This window comes from Myxococcota bacterium (assembly GCA_039030075.1).
In the GTDB taxonomy this organism is placed as follows: Bacteria; Myxococcota_A; UBA9160; order UBA9160; family SMWR01; genus JAHEJV01.
The window spans coordinates 88,817-103,044 of sequence record JBCCEW010000018.1; the positions used below are offsets into that span (position 1 = coordinate 88,817).

Genomic DNA, 14,228 nt, shown 5'->3' on the forward strand with positions numbered 1-14,228 from the left:
GAAGAACTGATTTTCCGCCGAATCCCCATCAACATGAGACGGCGGGGTGCGGAGTAGACCACTAAGTGCGCTTCAAAGCAACGACCAACCGTCACTTCGATGGCATTCGCACGACACACGAACGCAACGTTCAAACGCGGGCTCACTCCGACGGTGAACTGCATTTCGGTTTCGCGAAGCGCCCATCTTTTCGCGCACATAAAGCGCACTTCGAGAAAACATCGCGAGTTGTGAAGACGCCCCCTAGTAGGGTTTCGGGCGTCTCTCGATCTTTCGAAATCGCGCTTTTCAGGCGATTTCCTTTCGAAAGGTCGATTTTTCAGACGCGTGTTCGAGCGCCTTCGTCCGCTTGCATGCAAGCGCGTGCACGGCGCTCAATGCAACGTCGATCGCCCGCCTTTGGACCCGCGTTCGACTTCGAAACGCTGCATCGAGAGCGCACTCGCCAACCGCGCGAAGCGGTCGGGGATGCTGTCGGCCTCGAGCAGGCCCTGTTTCTCCTCGGCGGGAAACGCAAACGCGTTCGCGAACACGTTCACGAACGTCTCGTCGTCGACGCCCTGAAACTGACTCGCGTCGAAGGAACGCCCGGGCTGGCTCTGCGCCACGACGAACTGGATGTCGAGCAGGATCGCCTCGCGCAGGTGCGAGACGCGCTCGCGTGCGTCGTCGGGGTAGGGGTCTTCGAGTCGGCGTACGTCGGCCAGACGGTACAAGCGCTGATCGTCGGGGGGTGTCTCCCCCACCACACGGACACGATGGTCTCCCTCGAGCACGAGGTTGTAGCGGCCGTCGGGCAGGCGCTGGTGTTCGGTGACGGTCCCGACGCAGCCGACCGGGAAGATCGGCGGGTTGCCCGGCATGTCGTCGACGTGTTCGGGGCGTACCACCATCATCGCGAAGCGTCGATTCCCCTCGATGACGTCACGCGCCAGCTGCCGATAGCGCGGCTCGAACAGGTGGAGCGGCGTCTTCACCCGCGGAAACAGAACGACGTTGGAGAGCGGGAAGATCGGCAGCGCTTCGGTGGCATCGGCATCAGACACGACTGCCACCTTAACAGCTCGCGCCTGCCCCGCTCGGCGGACGTTGCCGCCGGTACGGCGGCTCCTGCGGGGCCTGCACGGAGTCTGCTGACGCACTCCGCCAGCTGCGTTGACGCGTTCGCGGTGCCAAGGAAGACTCCCGGGCACGCATGGACCGCGTCACGGCCCGTCAGCTGATCGACCGCCTGAATGCCGATGCGTCCGTCATCGCCGGGCGCTTCGGGCTCCGCTACGCGTCGATCACGGCCGAGCGTGCGGGCGTCAACGGTCACTACGGCATCTGCTACTCGGACGGCACGATCAAGATCCGGCTGCGTCATGCGAAGACCGGCAACCCGCTCAAGTACTCGAGCCTCGTGAACACACTCTGCCACGAGCTCGCGCACCTGCGTCATTTCAATCACGGCCCGCGCTTCAAGGCCTTCTACTTCGAGCTGCTCGACTTCGCGCGCGACCAGGGCATTTACAAGCCCGGTCCGCGCGGTCGCGCCGAAGCGCCGGCCCCTTCGCGTCGCGGGCCGCGCGCGGTCGCGGAGCCGCAGCCTCCCGCGAAACCCGCCACGCCGAAGCGGCGCCCGAAAGTGGGGGCTTCACCGAAGCCGCCCCAGCGCGGTGACAAGACGGGCGAGGCCAAGCCCCAAGGCCCGCGTCAGCTCACGCTCTTCGCGTGACGCGGGGATCGGGCTGGGTCGTAACGGGCTCGGGCTCGGGTCTCCCTAGGACGTGAGCTGGTCGTATTCCTCGAGGGTGTTCGGGCCCTCTTCGACCTTCGCCGTCACTTCGTCGCACGCCACCGCCTTGTCGAGGATCTCGCGAATGAGGCCCTCCACGCTCAGCTCATCGTATTCGGCCATCGCGTCTTCGAGCGCGGTGCCGGACACCGCGAACTCGACTGCGAGCTTGATCGTCACTGCCATGGAGTGGAGTACCTCGTCCTCGGGGTGGATCCGAGCGAACTAGCGGGCCGCGGGTTCACTGCTGCGCTTCGATGCCGCTGGCACCTCGCGCGACACGGCGCGGACGTGGGTCCGGCCGTAGCTCGAGGAAAGCAGCCCGAATGTGCCAAGCAGAGACTCGAAACCCTCGAAGATGTGAATGGATGGTGGGCGCGCCCTGGGGGAATCCGACGTCGTCCCCCGCGCTTCGGTTCGATCGCCCTCGGCGGATGCCTGCCGCTTCGCGCGTTCCCCCGGGTAGTGGTGCCCGAGGCGTTCCGGTTCTCAGAACCCCAGATGGCCCGGAACGAGCCCTGCGAAGCGTGGCTCGTGGCGATCGTCAAAGCGCTAAGGCATTGAAATTAAAAGGCTTTTTCGATCGGTGTCGGCAAAGGATACACCAGGGCACAGGGAGGGGCCAAGGAATTTCGCTGATTCCTACGAGGTTTCGGGGCTTTGGGGCGTTCTCGATCCGAGCCGATGACGCTGCCGAAGCGCCCGCCGGGGGCCCTATCTGGCTTCCTGGGGGGGGCCCGACCCGGCGTGGTTCGGCGTGTCTGGCCCGCTGTCTTTCGGCGTGTCCAACCGGGCATGCCAGCCCACCAGGAAGAGCGCCCCGAGCAGCACCACCGAGAAGAGGGACATCGAGATCCCGTGCAGGCGGCGGTAGGCCGCGGCCGCCTCGACGTTGCCGTCGGGCCCGAAGGCCGCGTTGCGCAGGTCGGCCAGCTGGGGGGTCACCCCGTACTCGCTCGCCAGCGTGAGGGCCGCCAACACGAGGGGCAGGCCGATCGCCACCTTGCCCCGGCCGAGGCCGGCGCCGAGGGCCGCCACGATCACCGCGGCCACCGCCCCCGACACGTGGAGCAGGGCCAATGAGGGGCTCACCAGGCTGCCCGCCACTTCCGCGGAGGGCAGCACCCGGAACGCCAGCGGCGCCACCACCAGGGCGAAGCACAACCACGACCCCACCCACGCGGAGAGTGCGAGCCAGAGCCCGGTGCGGGCGGCGACGGCGCCAGGGGGGCGGGAAGAACCGGCGAGGGATTGGACGTCGCTCACGCCGCGAGTCTGGGGGACGCGGGGTCTCACAGCAATGAGGGCGTTCGCGACGAGCGCCTCGGCTAGCGCGCCAGTGCGACCAGGCCGCTCGGCGCGTCGGGCGGCGACATCACCCAGGCGCGTCCCGCCCGCACGCACGCGAGCCCGACCGGGTCGGCTTCCACCGCGGGCACCCGCGCGGCGCCGAGGGTGCGGCGCAGGGTTTCGACGCCGGCGACGGCCGCCACGTCGGCGAAGCGACAGCCCACCGCGTCGCCACCGGCGGCGCGGTACGCCTGCCAGCCCGCGTCGATGATGGCAGCGGCACCGGCGAGGTCGTTGCGCGCGATGCCGTCGATTGCGAGGTGCGCGAAGAAGAGGCCGAGATCGAAGGCGGCCGCACCGGCGTGTGCCATCTCGGGGTCGAGCAGGCGCGCACCGGATTCAGGAATCAGGACGTTCGTCGGCTGCACATCGCCGTGCACCAGCACCGGTCCGCGTCGTCGGCACGCCGCGAACACCTCGGCGAGCCGCGCGCCGAAGGCGGCATCCGCCTGCAACGCCTGGGCAGCTTCGCTCAGCGCGTCCGAGAGCGGGAAGTCGTTGGGCTCGAAGGGCAGGGTGAAGATGTGGGCCAGGTGCAGTCCGAGCACCCCTTCGCCGGCCTCCCCATCCGGAAACGCGGCGAGCTCCGCGTGTTCGAAGCTGCCCGCGTGCACCCGACCGAGGAAGGTCGCGATGCGCTCGACCGCCGGTCGTAGGTCGTGCCCTTCGGCGAGCGCGACATCGAAGCGCAGCGCGTCGCCCAGGTCTTCGAGCACCAGCAGGTGGTTCGCCGCATCCAGCTGGATCACCTGGGGACAGACCCCATCCGGGTCGCGCGCGGCGGCGGCTTCGAAGTAGCGCGCCTCGTGGAGCAGTCGGCCCGGGTCGGCCTCGTACTCGGGGAACTTCGCCAGGGTGGGGCCGGCCTGCTTCACCACCCAGGAGCGCCCGCCGTCCTCGACCCGGCGCACCCAGTTGATGTTGCCGTCGCCCGCCGACGAGAGCCGCGCGGAGGGGCCCAGGGGCAGGCCGAGGCCACGTAAGTGCTCGAGAATGCTCGATTCTTTCAGCACTTTCTGCCGCTCCGCGAAAGTGCATAGAACCCGCAAAAAAACCTCAAGGCCCGGCAACCCCGCGACGAAGAGTGAAGTGTTCGAGCCAAACCAGGGGGGGGTGAGGTTCGGACGCTTCGCCCCGGCCCACGAGAGTGGGTCCGGGGCGAACTGCATTGGGGCTTCGAGATCGATCGCCCCAGCGCGCCACGCGGGGCCGGCCCACCGCCACTCAGGCTTCCGGTGCCAGCGGCTCCAGCGTCAGCGGGTCGAGCTTCTCACCCTGGAGTGAGCGCGCGTCCGCGGTGGAGCTTTGCTCGCTGTGGCAGGCGGCCTGCTCGCCGCGGCCCGCACCCATCGCGCGCCGGGTCTTTCCGGCCAGGCGGTGGAGCTCTTCGGGCGAGAGCACGCCGCGCTTCTCGAGGATCTCGCGCTGCTCGTCCGAGAGCGCGCTCGACACCTTCGGCAGCTCCCAGGCGTAGCTCTCGTCCTTCCCCGACACGAACTCGGTGATCTCCTTGCTGATCCGCACCGAGCACCAGTCGTGGCCGCACATCGCGCAGAAGTCGGTGTCCACGTCGAGGTCTTCGTCGTGGTAAGCGCGTGCCGTGTCCGGGTCGAAGGAGAGTTCGAAGTGCTTCTCCCAGTTGAGTGCGGCCCGGGCCTTGGTGAGCTCGTCGTCGCGGTCGCGGGTGCCCGGGATGCCGAGCGCCACGTCCGCCGCGTGGGCCGCGATCTTGTAGGCGATCGAGCCCTGCTTCACGTCGTCCTTCTTCGGGAGTCCGAGGTGCTCCTTCGGCGTCACGTAGCAGAGCATCGACGCACCGTGGTAGGCCGCCGACGTCGCGCCGATGCAGCTCGTGATGTGGTCGTAGCCCGGGAAGATGTCGGTGACGAGGGGCCCCAACACGTAGAACGGCGCGCCGTGGCACAGCCGGCGCTGCAGCTTCATGTTGAACTCGATCTGATCGAAGGGCACGTGGCCCGGGCCCTCGATCATTACCTGGCAGCCGTGGCGCCAGGCGCGCTCGGTGAGCTCGCCCAGCGTCTCGAGCTCGGCGAGTTGGGCGCGGTCGGTGGCGTCGGCCAGGCCGCCCGGGCGCAGGCCGTCGCCGATCGAGAAGGTCACGTCCCAGCGCCGCACGACTTCGCAGATGTCGTCCCAGATCGAGTACATCAGGTTCTGCTGGCCGTGGTGGAGCATCCACTTCGCCAGCAGCGAGCCGCCGCGGCTGACGATGCCGATCAGGCGTTCCTTCACGAAGGGCAGGTGCTCGCGGAGCACGCCTGCGTGGATCGTGAAGTAGTCGACGCCCTGGCGAGCCTGGTGCTCGAGGGTGGCGAGCACGGTCTCGGCGTCGAGGTCCTCGATCTTCTTGCCGAGGATCATGGAATAGATCGGGACCGTGCCGATCGGAACGGTGCTGTGCTTGACGATCGCCTCGCGCGTGGCGTCGAGGTCGCCGCCGGTGGAGAGGTCCATCACCGTGTCGGCGCCCCAGCGCTCGGCCCAGCGCAGCTTTTCCACCTCGTCGGCGGTGCCGCTCGAGATCGGCGACGCGCCCATGTTTGCGTTGATCTTCGTCTGGCTCGCACGCCCGATCGCCATCGGGTCGAGCTCGTGGGCGAGATGCACCTTGTTGGCGGGGATCACCATGCGGCCGGCGGCGACTTCGTCGCGCACCTGCTCGGCGCTGAGGTGAGGCTCGCGCTCGGCGACGCGTTCCATCTCGGCCGTGATCGTGCCGAGCCGCGCGTGCTCGAGCTGGGTGATCGGCACGAAGCCTTCCGGCGCGTGCCAGCGACCGTCCGAATCCTGCGTCCAGTCGGGCGGCATGAAATCCCACGCGGTGCGCTGCGACGGCGGCGGCATGCCCGGGGTGTCCGGCGAGCTGAACGCGAGTGTGCCGCCCACTTCCGCGGGGTTGGCGAAGCTCCCCGGCGTGGTCCCCTGCGCTTCGCTCGAGGGGTTTCCCCCGAGCTTGGGGAGCGTGTAGCGCGAAGACTGGGTCGGATCGCTCATGGCGGACTCCTGGCGCTGTGCACGGAGGTGCCCAGCTGCGTACGTCGGCGGCGTGCTGCGGAGTCCGAGGGCGCGTGGCCGCGTCCGGGAAGCCGTTCCCTACGCTCGTGTGAACGAGGTCAGGTTCGAAGGGTGTGCTCTCAGGCGCAGCCGTTTCGCGTCGGCTGTTCGCCACCCCCAGGCTCCGTCGAGTCCTCACCCTAACATCGGGGCTCGGGTGCAACAAACGGATCTTCTCCGCGCGTTCGCTACGTTGCCGACGTGCTGAGGGTGAGACCGGGAGAGGCCGCCAGGCGTCGAGGCGCGATGCGCTGGGCCGCCGCGTGCGCCATCGCCGTCCTGGCCCTCGCCTGCGACCGCAACCTCGAGCCCTTCGATCCCGACGAGCCGACGGTCGAGCCCGACCTCTCCAAGATCTTCCCCGAAGGTGCCGATCGGGCCCAGCAGCAGGCGCCCGGCCTGCCGCCGGCGCCGAGCGAGGGGGGGCCGTCCCCCGCACTCCCCGAAGCCGTGGCAGATGCCGGCGCCTCGCGCGGCTCCGATGGCCCGCCCATCGAAGGCAGCGTCGTGCTCGCTCCGGAGGTCGCGGATGACGCGAACCCGCGTGCCATCCTCTTCATCATTGCGCGCCGCGGTGGGGGAGGCCCGCCGCTCGCGGTGAAGCGCATCCCGCGCCCGAGCTTCCCGGTCTCGTTCCAGCTCGGGCCGGAAGACAAGATGATCCAGCAGATGCCCTTCGTCGGGCCGATCACCTTGACCGCGCGCCTCGACGCGGACGGCAACGCCACCAGCCGGGAGCCCGGCGACCTGATGGGCAGTGGCGTAGACGGCCCGGTCGACACCGGTGCAACGGGCGTCGTGATCCGGCTGGATACGAAGCTGCCCTAGCGCCCCTCGCTCGGCGGTGGTCGCTCGGTCCGGCTAGCGCCGCCGCCGCGCCATCGCGAACACGAGCACGCCGCCCGCGAGCAGCAGCCACGCGCGGCCAGGCTCGGGCAGCGAGATGATCTCGACGTCGTCGTCCTGCATCTGAGTCTGGGTGCCCGCGCGCCGCGCCGCCCAGGAGTCTTCGGCTTCGGCGACGGCATCGCACGACATGTTGATCGGCGGGGGGCCGACGATTCCGAGCTGAGCGACCAACCGACCGTTTGCAGGGTCGCACGGGACAGTTGGCGGCCCCGTCGCACCGGCTCCCGTGCAGATCGGGTCCAGGAGGATGGGCACGAAGGAGCCGGGCAGGGACCGCGTCGTGTCCTCGATGAAGGCGGTGAACGTGTCGTTCGTGAGGCCGAAGAGCGGTGTCTCGCGCACGCAGCCGTAGCCGCCCGGCGGATCCACGGGCAGGCTCATCAACGGGAAGTCGCTGAAGACCTGGTTCACTGGCAGCTGCAGCGTCAGGATCGCGTCGAAGATCGGCAGGGCCGCGATCGCATCGGCTACGGGCAGGCTCGCATCGATCACGCGCCCGAAGGCGGTGAAGCCCACGCCGTCGGTCGAGTCGAGGAACAGGTTGTCGACCAGGTTCACGAACCACTGGCTCGTGGCGCTGTCGGGCTGTCCGCCCAGCCGCGCCATGGCGATCGTGCCGCGCGTGTTCGAGAGGCAGGGTTCGTTGGCGATCGGCGGGTCGGTAGGAATGCCAGCGTAGATGGGGCCGACGTCGCGGAAGCCACCGGTCTGGATCACGAACCCGGGCACGCTGCGGTGGAAGACGACGTTGTCGTAGTCGCCGTCGTTCATGTAGTTCAAGAAGTTCTGGACGGTGTTGGGCGCGGTGTTCGGATACAGCTCGAGCGTCATCAGGCCCATGTTCGTGTTGACCTGAACGTAGACGGCCCCGCTCAGGTCAGGGACACACCCCGCGATCTGCGCGTGCGTCGTCGCCGGTAGCGCCCAGAGCGCCGCACAGGCGAGCCACGCCAGCGCCCGCAGCCTCGATTCCCGAATCCGCATGAGAGCCTCCGCAAGGATCGACCAGACTACCACCCGGCCGCGTCTTCGCGGAAGCCGCCCGCGACGCCTCGCCCGGACGCAAGCGATGCGCAACGCGGACCGGGCGGTTGCGGGCCAGGGGCGGACCGACCGGGCTACGGGCCTTTGCGCCGCGCCGCCTGGCGGACGAACGCCATGCGGTCCTGGCCCCAATAGAGCTTGCGGCCGACGACGAAGGAAGGCACCCCGAAGATGCCGTCGCGCTCGACGCCCCGCGCCCAGCCATCGCCCACCTCCCGGCGCAGGTCCGGGTCGTGCGCCCACGCCAGCGTGGCTTCCGGGTCGCAGCGCGCCCGGCGCGACGCGTCGGCGAGCACCTTGTCCTCGCCGAGGTCGAGGCCCTGTTGGAAGCGCTGTCGGAACAGCTGCCGAACCAGCTCCAGCCCCTTCCCGGCACGCAGGGCGCCGAGGGCAGCTGCGTGGCTGGGCAACCAGTCACAGTCGCCCTGCGAGGGGAAGGTGACGGTCAGCCCTTCCTTGCGCGCGATGCGGCGTACGTCCTGCGCGAGGTAGGCGACCTTCTGCGGCAGGAGCGACGGGTCGTTCGGGAACTGCTCCGGCGTCGGGAAGACTGGGATGCAGTCGAGCGCGACGCCGAGGTCGCCGAGTTCTTCCTCGATGCGTTCGGCGGCGAGCCAGGCGTAGGGGCTGCGAAAACTAAAGTAGAAGCGGATCGCGTCCGCGTCGTCGGTGTCCACCCTCGTCTCCGGTTCCCCGCCTCACTTCCGAGTATGCACGAGGCACGGCGCCTCTCCCAACCCCCAAACCCCCCACACAAGAGCGACTGCCGTCTTCGGAGGGTGTTCGGTTCGTTTCGTGGCTTCGCGGCGGACGTGTCCCCGCGCGTCATGGCTCGCTGCGCGCTCGGCGCCATTCCTCGCTCCCCGGCCCGACGCTCCATCGCGTCGTCCACGACTTCGCCTCGGGCTGCGCGTGACTTCCGCGCGGGGACACGTCCGCCGCTCGTGCCGTGCGGTTCCGCGGCTCCGCCGCGGGCGCGTTGGCGGCGGGCGCGCGGCTGGGGCGGTTCCCGAAGCGAAACTCAGCGCAGCCCGAGACGAGGGGGCCACCGACGACACGGAACGTCGATCGGGGAGAGGGGTGGGAACGCCCGGAGGCTCGCGGCGAGCCATTTCGCGGAGGGAAGCCGCCCCAGCTGGGCGCTGCCCGGCGTCGCCACGCTCGAAGCTCGCGCGGCGACGCTAGAACAGGTCGAGGGACTCGACGGCGTTCTTGGTGCCCGAGACGACCAGGCGGTCGCCCTCGTGAATGATGTCATCGGCCACCGGGACGCGGATCGGCGGTCGGCCATCGTCGGTGTTGCGCTTGCGCTGGAGCACGATGTGCACGCCGGTCGTGGCCGCGATGTCGGCGTCGCGGATCGAACGCCCGAAGAAGCGCGGCGGCGCCAGGATCTCCTGGACGACGTAGCCGCCGCCGAGCGCCACCTGCTGCCCCTTGCTCGCCACGAGCATCTGGTCCGACACGCTGCCGGCGAGGTCGCGCCGTAGCACCTCTTCGTTGTAGGCCTGCATCACGTCGCGCTTGTGCACGCTGCCGATCACCGTCGCGCTCTCGTGCACGCCCACCACGGCTACCTCTTCGGCGTGAGTGCCGCTGAAGACCTGCATCACCAGGTGGAGGTCGTCGGCGTCCGTCACCGTCGGCGGGCTCGGGTCGGCGAGGTCTCCCGCGACGACGATCGGACGCAGCGCCTCCTGCTCGGTGAGCATGCGCGTGAAGTCGCGCAGGTGGAAGGTGCCCACCAGGCGCTCCATGCGGTCGACCACGAAGAAGTCGGTGTGCTCGCTGCCGAGCACGCGATCGATCACCTCTTCGAAGCCCGCGTCTGCCCGAATCACCTCGGGGCTGCGGTCCATCACCTGATGGACGAAGAGACTGCGCAAGACATTGCTTGGCTCCTCTTCGAAGAGATCGATCCCGCGCCGCCGGAGCTTCATGGTGTAGATCGAGTCGCGGTGCAGGTAGGTGGTCACCAGGGTGCTCACCACGCACGCCGCCATCAGCGGCGGAATGATCGTGATGGTCTGGGTGAGCTCGAAGATCATGATGATCGCCGTGATCGGCGCGTGGGTGGTCGCGGCCACCACGGCGCCCATCGTCACGAGCGCATAGGCCCCCGACGATGCGGTGGCGTCCGGGAACCACTGATGCACGAAGGTGCCCAGGAAGCCGCCGGTCATCGCACCCAGGAAGAGAGAGGGCGCGAACACACCGCCCGAGCCGCCCGACCCGATCGTGATCGAGGTGGCCAGGATCTTGATGACGATGAGCGTGCCGAGCAGCAGCGCCGGCAGTTCGCTCGTGAGCGCGGCACCGATCGTGCTGTAGCCGACGCCGAAGATGTTCGGGAAGAAGATGCCGATCGTCCCGACCAGCGCGCCGCCGACCATCGCGCGTGCCCACTCGGGGACGGGCACCTTCTCGAAGACGTCCTCGGTGCGGTAGAGCGTGAACATGAAGCCCAGCGCTACGAAGCCCGCAACGAAGCCGGCGCCCATGTAGGGGACCAGCTCGAAGGGACTCACGAGCTCGTAGGAAGGCACCGGGAACGCGGGGTGGTTCCCCAGGAAGAAGCGCGAGACGACCGTCGCGACCACCGACGAGATCACGATCGGCGAGAGCTGGGCAACCGCGAAGTTGCCGACCACCACTTCGGCGGCGAAGAGCGCGCCCGCGATGGGCGCGTTGAAGGTGGCCGACACGCCGGCGGCCGCGCCGCAGCCGACGATCGTGCGCAGCTGAGCGGGCGGCAGCTTCAAGAGCTGCCCAATCGAAGAGCCCAGCGCCGAGCCGATCTGCACGATCGGACCTTCGCGTCCCACCGAGCCGCCGGAACCGATCGAGATCGCCGATGCGAGCGCCTTCACTCCGACGACCCGCGGCCGCATGATCCCGCCGCGCAGCGCCACCGCGGCCATCACCTCGGGCACGCCGTGGCCCTTCGCCTCTCGCGCGAAGAAGTAGATCAGCGGCCCGACGATCAAGCCGCCGATCGCGGGTAGCGCGACGCTCCAGTACCAGGGCAGCCGACGCGCGACTTCCAGCGGGTCCTGGGCTTCTGCGAGGACGCCCTCTTCGAACAGGGCGGTGATGCCGTCGCTGCCCTCGAAGAAGAGGGCCTGTACGAAGCGGATCAGGAAACGGAAGACGACGGCGCCGAGCGCGCCGGTGAGGCCCACGCCCACCGCCACGAGCACCATGTACAGATGCCCCCCGGAGCGTGCGGAGGGGCTCTGTCCGACCGGCGCGGCGATGGCGCACCTCGAAGCGGGGGGTGGTGGAGGACGGCGGGGTCGGGGCCGTGGGCCGAAGGCGACCACGCGCGGCGGATGCTAGTCGATCGCTCGCGCTTCGTCGCGGCCCGGGCGCGCGATCCGGGCGCCACTTGACAGTGCCGCGCCGTCGATCGACACTGCGCGCGATGCGTTTCCGCGCCACCGCTCCGACGATCACCACGAAGACTGCGACGAAGCCGCAGACGACGACGGAGACCCCCGTCTAGCCCTGGCCGGAAGCCACGAGTTCTCACGAACGCCCTTCCGGCCCCGCCCGGAGGGGCGTTCGGTTTTTGGGGGGCAGGGCGTACGAGCGTTCAGGGGAGGTCGAGAAACCCGACCCCCCATCACCCCAACCCTTCGAACCTCCAGATCACCACCATCCCACGGGATCGGGCTTCGGCCCGGCCCTCGACCTGCCGAGAACCACCCCAGGAGTCCACCATGTCCGTTCCCTTCCCCGACCTGCGCAACCGAGACCTCACCGTGGCCGTCGTCGGCGCCACGGGTGCCGTCGGCGAAGTGCTCCTCGACATCCTCGCCAAGCGCGACTTCCCGATCGGCGAGCTGCGCCCGCTGGCCAGCGGTCGCTCGGCCGGCTCGAAGGTGGCCTTCCGCGGCGAGCAGGTGGAGGTGGCCGAGGCGAAGCCCGAAGCCTTCGAAGGCGCGGACCTGGTCTTCTTCGCCGCCACTGGCGGCCTCTCGAAGACCCTCGCGCCCGAAGCGGCGAAGCGGGGGGCCATCGCCATCGACAAGTCGAGCACCTGGCGGATGGATCCGACGGTTCCCCTGGTGGTGCCCGAGATCAACGCCGATGCCCTCGACGGGCACCAGGGCATCGTCTCGTGCCCCAACTGCACCACGATCGGCTTCGTGATGGCCCTCGAACCCCTGCGTCGCGCTGCCGGCCTGAAGGAAGTCGTCGTGACCACCCTGCAGGCCGTGTCGGGTGCGGGTCGCGACGGCATCGACGAGCTCGAGGCCCAGCAGGCCGCCCTGGCGGGCGGCGGTACGCCCGAGGCGAGCATCTTCGCGGCCCCGATCGCGAACAACGTCGTGCCGCTCTGCGAGAACTTCCGCGACGACGCCTTCTCCACCGAGGAGGTGAAGCTCCTCTTCGAGACCCGCAAGATCCTGTCCGAGCCCGATCTCTCGGTGACCATGACCTGCGTGCGCGTGCCGGTGCCGGTGGGCCACGCCGCGTCCGTGCTCGTGGAGACCGAGCACGTGCTGGCGCCGGAAGCCGCGCGGGCCGCGCTCGCCGAGTTCCCGGGTGTCGAGGTGGTCGACGACCCGGACGCGCGCGTCTTCCCGACGCCCGCCGACGTCGTGGGCCGCGACGAGGTGCTGGTGGGTCGTGTGCGCAAGGACCTCGAGAGCGATCGCCTCTGGCTCTGGCAGGTGTCGGACAACCTGCGCAAGGGCGCGGCCACCAACGCGGTGCAGATCGCCGAGGCGCTGCGGCTGCGGCCGCCGGTGGTGCGCCGCTAGCGCTCCCAGCGGTTCGAAAACTGCGCGGGTGTGAAGCGCTTCATCGGGGTCCCCGGATCGAACGCCGATCCTTTGGCCCATGGAGTCGCGCGCGCGAGACCCGTTCCGGAGCGTCCCCGCCCAGCGGTCGCAGGACCGCGCGCGCCTGACGGGAGCGTTCGCGGCCTTCTCGATCGCAGAAGGTGCGATCTGGATTGCGCTGCTCGTGTACGCGTACGAGCGCGGCGGGGTGGCCGAAGCCAGCGCGCTCGCGATCCTGCTGCTGGCGCCCAGCGCCGTGCTCGCGCCCGCGTTCGGGGCGCTCGCGAGTCGGTCCGGGCCCGTCCTGCGCCGAGCGCTGGGCCTCCAGGCCGGGCTGGCCGCAGGCGTCGGCGCCGTGTTGGCGGGCTTTGGAGACGGGCTCTGGCCCTATGCCGGGGCCGCGCTCCTGTGCGCTTCCCTCTCGGCGACGCGCCCGATCGTGTCCACGCTGCTGCCGGTCGTGTCGGGACCGGCTCCGCAGCTATCGAGGGCCAACGCGATGATCGTCCTCTTCGAAGGGGTCGGCGATCTCGCGGGGCCCCTCCTCGCCGCGCTCGTACTCGGCGCGGCCGGGCCGGCGGCCGTGCTCTACGTGGCGTCGGTCCTGCTGGCCGTCGCCGCCTGGACGACCCGCGCAGCGCACGTGCCCGATCACTCGGACGCTGGCATCACGCCCGCCCCTTCGCCCCTCGCACTCACACCCGACCGCTGGCTCCTCGTGACCTGTCTCGCGCTGCCCACCCTTTTGTTCGGCGCGGTCGAGCTGCTGGCACCGGCCATCGGCGCCGAGATGCTCGGCGTGACCGGGCAGGTGGCGGGCTACCTCGTGGCGATGCTGGGCTGCGGCGGCGTGGCGGGTGCCTTGCTCGCGCGCACGGTCGGTACGCGTTCGGACCTGGTGCGGCGTCACGGCGTGGCGACGCTGGTTTCGGCCGCCGCGTTCTTCGGCATCGGCGCCAGCTACGACGTATGGACCACTCTGTTCTTGCTCTTCCTCTGCGGCGTCGCGAACGGCTACGCCTGGGTGGTCGGGATGTCGCTCGTGCAACGGGTCGCCACCAACGCCGAGCGCGGGTTTCTGTTCGGGATGCTCGAGAGCGGGGAGGCGATCGGACTGGCCCTCGTCACCCTCGGCATCGCGGCGGTGACCGTGGGGCTCGGTGTTCGGGGAACCTTCGCGATCTTCGGCATGTGCATCGCCTGCATCGTGCTCGTCTCGCAGCTGCGACTGCGCGGGATCGGGAAGCTGGCGACGCTCCCGAGCTGGGCGGCGCGCTAGGCTT

The 14,228-nt window shown here is 69.6% G+C and carries 11 protein-coding genes, 1 pseudogene and 1 riboswitch; of the genes and pseudogenes, 4 read left to right on the plus strand and 8 right to left on the minus strand.

The genetic code is table 11. The annotated features are described in order from the left end of the window. Positions 1 to 374: 374 nt before the first annotated feature. A complete protein-coding gene (locus tag AAF430_18540) occupies positions 375 to 1,046 on the minus strand; it encodes an LON peptidase substrate-binding domain-containing protein (protein ID MEM7412234.1) in 672 nt (223 codons plus the stop codon). 134 nt (positions 1,047 to 1,180) lie between these two features. Here AAF430_18540 and AAF430_18545 point away from each other — a divergent pair. Continuing rightward, a pseudogene (locus AAF430_18545) lies at positions 1,181 to 1,717 on the plus strand (Wss1p-related putative metallopeptidase). Between the two features lie 45 nt (positions 1,718 to 1,762). On the opposite strand, the gene AAF430_18550 reads toward AAF430_18545, so the two are convergent. The 4 genes from AAF430_18550 to thiC form a co-directional block, all read right to left on the minus strand. Next, positions 1,763 to 1,963, minus strand: coding sequence for a hypothetical protein (locus tag AAF430_18550; GenBank protein ID MEM7412235.1), 201 nt, complete (start codon positions 1,961 to 1,963; stop codon positions 1,763 to 1,765). A 528-nt stretch (positions 1,964 to 2,491) separates the two neighbouring features. Next, the gene (locus AAF430_18555; GenBank protein MEM7412236.1) at positions 2,492 to 3,043 is read right to left on the minus strand and encodes a DUF4149 domain-containing protein; all 552 of its coding nucleotides are present in this window, start codon (positions 3,041 to 3,043) and stop codon (positions 2,492 to 2,494) included. A 62-nt stretch (positions 3,044 to 3,105) separates the two neighbouring features. After that, positions 3,106 to 4,140 (minus strand): hypothetical protein, encoded by a 1,035-nt coding sequence (locus AAF430_18560; protein ID MEM7412237.1) that lies wholly within the window; start codon positions 4,138 to 4,140, stop codon positions 3,106 to 3,108. A gap of 211 nt (positions 4,141 to 4,351) precedes the next feature. Beyond that, positions 4,352 to 6,142, minus strand: coding sequence for a phosphomethylpyrimidine synthase ThiC (gene thiC / locus AAF430_18565; protein MEM7412238.1), 1,791 nt, complete (start codon positions 6,140 to 6,142; stop codon positions 4,352 to 4,354). 78 nt (positions 6,143 to 6,220) lie between these two features. Next, positions 6,221 to 6,331, minus strand: a riboswitch (TPP riboswitch). A 117-nt stretch (positions 6,332 to 6,448) separates the two neighbouring features. On the opposite strand from thiC, the gene AAF430_18570 reads away from it, so the two are divergent. Next, positions 6,449 to 7,030, plus strand: a complete 582-nt coding sequence (locus AAF430_18570) for a hypothetical protein (protein MEM7412239.1) — start codon at positions 6,449 to 6,451, stop codon at positions 7,028 to 7,030. A gap of 33 nt (positions 7,031 to 7,063) precedes the next feature. Here the strand turns inward: AAF430_18570 and AAF430_18575 are convergent, their stop codons facing one another. The 3 genes from AAF430_18575 to AAF430_18585 form a co-directional block, all read right to left on the minus strand. Further along, positions 7,064 to 8,095, minus strand: coding sequence for a peptidylprolyl isomerase (locus AAF430_18575; GenBank protein MEM7412240.1), 1,032 nt, complete (start codon positions 8,093 to 8,095; stop codon positions 7,064 to 7,066). Positions 8,096 to 8,229: 134 nt separating this feature from the next. Then, positions 8,230 to 8,832 carry a DsbA family protein gene (locus AAF430_18580; protein ID MEM7412241.1) on the minus strand — a complete coding sequence of 201 codons (603 nt, stop codon included), beginning with the start codon at positions 8,830 to 8,832 and terminating at the stop codon, positions 8,230 to 8,232. Between the two features lie 504 nt (positions 8,833 to 9,336). After that, a complete protein-coding gene (locus AAF430_18585; protein ID MEM7412242.1) occupies positions 9,337 to 11,349 on the minus strand; it encodes a chloride channel protein in 2,013 nt (670 codons plus the stop codon). A 528-nt stretch (positions 11,350 to 11,877) separates the two neighbouring features. Here AAF430_18585 and AAF430_18590 point away from each other — a divergent pair. Together AAF430_18590 and AAF430_18595 are read left to right on the plus strand one after the other, a co-directional pair. Next, positions 11,878 to 12,924 (plus strand): aspartate-semialdehyde dehydrogenase, encoded by a 1,047-nt coding sequence (locus tag AAF430_18590; GenBank protein ID MEM7412243.1) that lies wholly within the window; start codon positions 11,878 to 11,880, stop codon positions 12,922 to 12,924. Between the two features lie 79 nt (positions 12,925 to 13,003). Next, a complete protein-coding gene (locus AAF430_18595; protein ID MEM7412244.1) occupies positions 13,004 to 14,224 on the plus strand; it encodes an MFS transporter in 1,221 nt (406 codons plus the stop codon). The last annotated feature ends 4 nt before the right edge of the window (positions 14,225 to 14,228 follow it).

Bases quoted from the DNA above. Each gene is read 5' to 3' on its own strand.
- AAF430_18550 (MEM7412235.1), bottom strand. From the start codon at position 1,963: ATGGCAGTGACGATCAAGCTCGCAGTCGAGTTCGCGGTGTCCGGCACC.
- thiC (MEM7412238.1), bottom strand. From the start codon at position 6,142: ATGAGCGATCCGACCCAGTCTTCGCGCTACACGCTCCCCAAGCTCGGG.
- AAF430_18570 (MEM7412239.1), top strand. From the start codon at position 6,449: ATGCGCTGGGCCGCCGCGTGCGCCATCGCCGTCCTGGCCCTCGCCTGC.
- AAF430_18575 (MEM7412240.1), bottom strand. From the start codon at position 8,095: ATGCGGATTCGGGAATCGAGGCTGCGGGCGCTGGCGTGGCTCGCCTGT.
- AAF430_18590 (MEM7412243.1), top strand. From the start codon at position 11,878: ATGTCCGTTCCCTTCCCCGACCTGCGCAACCGAGACCTCACCGTGGCC.
- AAF430_18595 (MEM7412244.1), top strand. From the start codon at position 13,004: ATGGAGTCGCGCGCGCGAGACCCGTTCCGGAGCGTCCCCGCCCAGCGG.